This is a genomic window from Galactobacter valiniphilus, from assembly GCF_003575975.1.
Lineage (GTDB): Bacteria > Actinomycetota > Actinomycetes > Actinomycetales > Micrococcaceae > Galactobacter > Galactobacter valiniphilus.
Map to the genome: position 1 here is coordinate 1 of NZ_QQXK01000050.1, position 5,776 is coordinate 5,776.

Consider the following 5,776-nt stretch of genomic DNA (forward strand, 5'->3'; position numbering starts at 1 on the left):
CCCGCGCCTCTCCACCGTGTGTTGGTGGGGGCTGCGGGGCCTTCTTCGTGTGGTTGTGTCCGGCGGCGTCCTACTCTCCCACAACCTCCCGGTTGCAGTACCATCGGCGCTGTAGGGCTTAGCTTCCGGGTTCGGGATGGGACCGGGCGTTTCCCCTACGCTATGACCGCCGTAACTCTTTCACTCCGCCACAACCCTTTTGGGGTGTGGTGGTGGTCTGGTGTCACGATTGTTGTTCGTGGGTGTATTTAGTTATGAACACGGTCAATCCTACACCCTCAAATGTTGGGTGTGTGGGTTTGTTGTTTCGTAACCGCCTAGTGGACGCGAGCATGTTCTTGCTGCACCGCTATTGAAGCGCGGTGCGTGGGGCAAAAGGGCATGTTGTGTGTTGTAAGTTGTCGGCCTATTAGTACAGGTCAGCTTCACGAGTCTTTAGTTCTCGCTTCCACATCCTGCCTATCAACCCAGTGGTCTAGCTGGGGGCCTCTCGAACATAAATGTTCATGGAAATCTTATCTTGAAGCGAGCTTCCCGCTTAGATGCTTTCAGCGGTTATCCCATCCGAACGTAGCTAATCAGCGGTGCACTTGGCAGTACAACTGACACACCAGAGGTTCGTCCGTCCCGGTCCTCTCGTACTAAGGACAGCCCTTCTCAAATTTCCTACGCGCGCAGAGGATAGGGACCGAACTGTCTCACGACGTTCTAAACCCAGCTCGCGTGCCGCTTTAATGGGCGAACAGCCCAACCCTTGGGACCAACTCCAGCCCCAGGATGCGACGAGCCGACATCGAGGTGCCAAACCATGCCGTCGATATGGACTCTTGGGCAAGATCAGCCTGTTATCCCCGAGGTACCTTTTATCCGTTGAGCGACGGCCGTTCCACAACGTGCCGCCGGATCACTAGTCCCGACTTTCGTCCCTGCTCGAGCTGTCACTCTCGCAGTCAAGCTCCCTTGTGCACTTACACTCGCCACCTGATTGCCAACCAGGCTGAGGGAACCTTTGGGCGCCTCCGTTACTTTTTGGGAGGCAACCGCCCCAGTTAAACTACCCATCAGGCACTGTCCCTGACCCGGATCACGGGCCGAGGTTAGGAGTCCGATACAGCCAGAGTGGTATTTCAACGATGACTCCACGAACACTGGCGTGTCCGCTTCAAAGTCTCCCACCTATCCTACACAAGCTGCACCGAACACCAATACCAAACTATAGTAAAGGTCACGGGGTCTTTCCGTCCTTCTGCGCGTAACGAGCATCTTTACTCGTACTGCAATTTCGCCGAGTCCATGGTTGAGACAGTAGGGAAGTCGTTACTCCATTCGTGCAGGTCGGAACTTACCCGACAAGGAATTTCGCTACCTTAGGATGGTTATAGTTACCACCGCCGTTTACTGGGGCTTAAATTCTCCGCTTCGCTCCAAAGAGCTAACAGGTCCTCTTAACCTTCCAGCACCGGGCAGGAGTCAGTCCGTATACATCGTCTTGCGACTTCGCACGGACCTGTGTTTTTAGTAAACAGTCGCTTCCCCCTGGTCTCTGCGGCCCCGATCCGCCTCCACCCAGCAAGTGGGTTTCACGGTTGGGGCCCCCCTTCTCCCGAAGTTACGGGGGCATTTTGCCGAGTTCCTTAACCATGGTTCTCTCGATCGCCTCGGTATTCTCTACCAGATCACCTGTGTCGGTTTGGGGTACGGGCGGCTAGAACCTCGCGTCGATGCTTTTCTTGGCAGCATAGGATCACCGGATCACCCACTTAAGTGGGCGCCCATCAGGTCTCAGGCTTGTATGTTGCGCGGATTTGCCTACGCAACGCCCTACACCCTTAGACCAGGTCAATTCCATTGCCTGGCCCGGCTACCTTCCTGCGTCACACCTGTTAATACGCTTACCTCCCAAGCTCGGGTCCCACGCCGCCCACACCGATACACTCCCGAAGGAGCATGGTGGTGTGTTTGGGGTGGTTAGCATCGCAAGATCAGTATGGGCGGTTCTTCGCCGGTACGGGAATATCAACCCGTTGTCCATCGACTACGCCTGTCGGCCTCGCCTTAGGTCCCGACTGACCCAGGGCAGATTAGCTTGACCCTGGAACCCTTGATCATTCGGCGGACGGGTTTCTCACCCGTCATTCGCTACTCATGCCTGCATTCTCACTCGTGCCGGCTCCACCACTGGTTTACACCGCGGCTTCACTGCCGGCACGACGCTCCCCTACCCATCCAGTCCCCTGAACCACGAAGGCTTGGGTATCTAACTGAATGACACGACTTCGGTGGTGTGCTTGAGCCCCGCTACATTGTCGGCGCGGAATCACTTGACCAGTGAGCTATTACGCACTCTTTCAAGGGTGGCTGCTTCTAAGCCAACCTCCTGGTTGTCTAAGCAACTCCACATCCTTTTCCACTTAGCACACGCTTAGGGACCTTAGTCGGTGTTCTGGGCTGTTTCCCTCTCGACTATGAAGCTTATCCCCCACAGTCTCACTGCTGCGCTCTCACTTACCGGCATTCGGAGTTTGGCTGACGTCAGTAACCTTGTAGGGCCCATTAGCCATCCAGTAGCTCTACCTCCGGTAAGAAACACGCAACGCTGCACCTAAATGCATTTCGGGGAGAACCAGCTATCACGGAGTTTGATTGGCCTTTCACCCCTACCCACAGCTCATCCCCTCCATTTTCAACTGAAGTGGGTTCGGTCCTCCACGCGCTCTTACACGCGCTTCAACCTGGCCATGGGTAGATCACTCCGCTTCGGGTCTAGACCGTGCCACTCAAACGCCCTATTCAGACTCGCTTTCGCTACGGCTTCCCCACACGGGTTAACCTTGCGACACAGCACTAACTCGCAGGCTCATTCTTCAAAAGGCACGCCGTCACCCCTCAAGGCTCCGACGGTTTGTAAGCACATGGTTTCAGGTACTATTTCACTCCCCTCCCGGGGTACTTTTCACCTTTCCCTCACGGTACTTGTCCGCTATCGGTCATCGGGTAGTATTTAGGCTTACCAGGTGGTCCTGGCAGATTCACACGGGATTCCTCGAGCCCCGTGCTACTTGGGGACACGCCACAGGACGGCAGCACGCATGTCGACTACGGGACTAACACCCTCTCCGGTACGGCTTTCAAACCGCTTCGTCTATACGTCTGCACCTCATCCCCTAGAAACGGCAGTTCCTAGACGGGCGACCCCACAACCCCCGCACCGCAACCCCTGCCGGGTATCACACGATACGGGTTTAGCCCCATCCGCTTTCGCTCGCCACTACTCACGGAATCACTGTTGTTTTCTCTTCCTGCGGGTACTGAGATGTTTCACTTCCCCGCGTTCCCTCCACGCCACCTATGAATTCAGTGACGGGTAACACGCCATAACGCGTGCTGGGTTTCCCCATTCGGAGATCCTGGCGTCAACGTCCGGTTATCGACTCGACCAGGCTTATCGCAGATTCCCACGTCCTTCTTCGGCTCCCGATGCCAAGGCATCCACCATGTGCCCTTAGAAACTTACAAACACACAACCAACCAACCCACCAAAAGGCAGACCAGCCGGCTACGCATATCAAAAGTAAGCTCTACATGAGCATTATGTTTTCGAGAAAACCAGCACCACAAACCAAAAGCTCATGATGCGGGTCTATCAAAATTGCTATACATGCAGAACAAACATAAACATGTTTGCCCCGCAAGATGCTCGCGTCCACTATGCAGTTCCCAAACAACAACCCCAACCAACACCCACCAACCAAACCAACCGGTTCGATCGTGTAGTCGCTGGCAGGACAACCAAAACCAACAAACCACAACCCTCAAGCAACCCCTTCACAGGGCAGCTCAAGCGTCGCGGGCCCGTTGATTCAGGACCCAACAGTGTGCCAAACCCCCACCATCAACCACAGGCACCCACACGTTCCAACCTGCACCAGACCCAAAGGACCTGACCGGCGTACTAGCTGCAAGCACCCGCACCCAACAGCACGAGGCAAAACAAGTTTATTCGTTGACATTCCACCCATGAGCTCAATGCCCGCCAACACCAGTGGCGGCAACATCAAACACTGACACAAAGAGCCTGACCATATGGGCCAGACTCAAGTTTGTGTTAGCTGCTCCTTAGAAAGGAGGTGATCCAGCCGCACCTTCCGGTACGGCTACCTTGTTACGACTTAGTCCTAATCGCCAGTCCCACCTTCGACGGCTCCCTCCCACAAGGGGTTAGGCCACCGGCTTCGGGTGTTACCAACTTTCATGACTTGACGGGCGGTGTGTACAAGGCCCGGGAACGTATTCACCGCAGCGTTGCTGATCTGCGATTACTAGCGACTCCGACTTCATGGGGTCGAGTTGCAGACCCCAATCCGAACTGAGACCGGCTTTTTGGGATTAGCTCCACCTCACAGTATCGCAACCCTTTGTACCGGCCATTGTAGCATGCGTGAAGCCCAAGACATAAGGGGCATGATGATTTGACGTCGTCCTCACCTTCCTCCGAGTTGACCCCGGCAGTCTCCCATGAGTCCCCGGCATAACCCGCTGGCAACATGGAACGAGGGTTGCGCTCGTTGCGGGACTTAACCCAACATCTCACGACACGAGCTGACGACAACCATGCACCACCTGTGAACCAGCCCCGAAGGGAAACCACATCTCTGCGGCGATCCAGTCCATGTCAAGCCTTGGTAAGGTTCTTCGCGTTGCATCGAATTAATCCGCATGCTCCGCCGCTTGTGCGGGCCCCCGTCAATTCCTTTGAGTTTTAGCCTTGCGGCCGTACTCCCCAGGCGGGGCACTTAATGCGTTAGCTACGGCGCGGAAAACGTGGAATGTTCCCCACACCTAGTGCCCAACGTTTACGGCATGGACTACCAGGGTATCTAATCCTGTTCGCTCCCCATGCTTTCGCTCCTCAGCGTCAGTTAATGCCCAGAGACCTGCCTTCGCCATCGGTGTTCCTCCTGATATCTGCGCATTTCACCGCTACACCAGGAATTCCAGTCTCCCCTACATCACTCTAGTCTGCCCGTACCCACCGCAGATCCGGGGTTAAGCCCCGGACTTTCACGGCAGACGCGACAAACCGCCTACGAGCTCTTTACGCCCAATAAATCCGGATAACGCTTGCGCCCTACGTATTACCGCGGCTGCTGGCACGTAGTTAGCCGGCGCTTCTTCTGCAGGTACCGTCACTTTCGCTTCTTCCCTACTGAAAGAGGTTTACAACCCGAAGGCCGTCATCCCTCACGCGGCGTCGCTGCATCAGGCTTGCGCCCATTGTGCAATATTCCCCACTGCTGCCTCCCGTAGGAGTCTGGGCCGTGTCTCAGTCCCAGTGTGGCCGGTCACCCTCTCAGGCCGGCTACCCGTCGTCGCCTTGGTGAGCCACTACCTCACCAACAAGCTGATAGGCCGCGAGTCCATCCCCAACCGAAATTCTTTCCACCACCAGGCCATGCGGCCAGCAGTCATATCCGGTATTAGACCCAGTTTCCCGGGCTTATCCCAGAGTCAGGGGCAGGTTACTCACGTGTTACTCACCCGTTCGCCACTCATCACCCGTGCAAGCACGGGGTCATCGTTCGACTTGCATGTGTTAAGCACGCCGCCAGCGTTCATCCTGAGCCAGGATCAAACTCTCCGCAAAAAAATGTTGCGAAACAACCAACCAGTAACGGGAAAACGCTACACAGTCAAGCTGCATCAATTTGTTCCATGGCTATCGCTCACATCGCCCTCACGGGGTGAGGACGGCAAGCAACACCATTTCAAATAAAAA

General features: G+C 55.6%; 3 rRNA genes. All 3 read right to left on the reverse strand.

Going from position 1 to position 5,776, the window contains the following annotated elements:
• Window positions 1–57: 57 nt before the first annotated feature.
• Window positions 58–174 (reverse strand): 5S ribosomal RNA (gene rrf / locus DWB68_RS15480).
• A 215-nt stretch (window positions 175–389) separates the two neighbouring features.
• Window positions 390–3,516: ribosomal RNA gene (locus DWB68_RS15485) — 23S ribosomal RNA — on the reverse strand.
• Between the two features lie 604 nt (window positions 3,517–4,120).
• Window positions 4,121–5,644: ribosomal RNA gene (locus tag DWB68_RS15490) — 16S ribosomal RNA — on the reverse strand.
• The 16S, 23S and 5S rRNA genes sit together here, the layout of an rRNA operon.
• Between the last annotated feature and the right edge of the window lie 132 nt (window positions 5,645–5,776).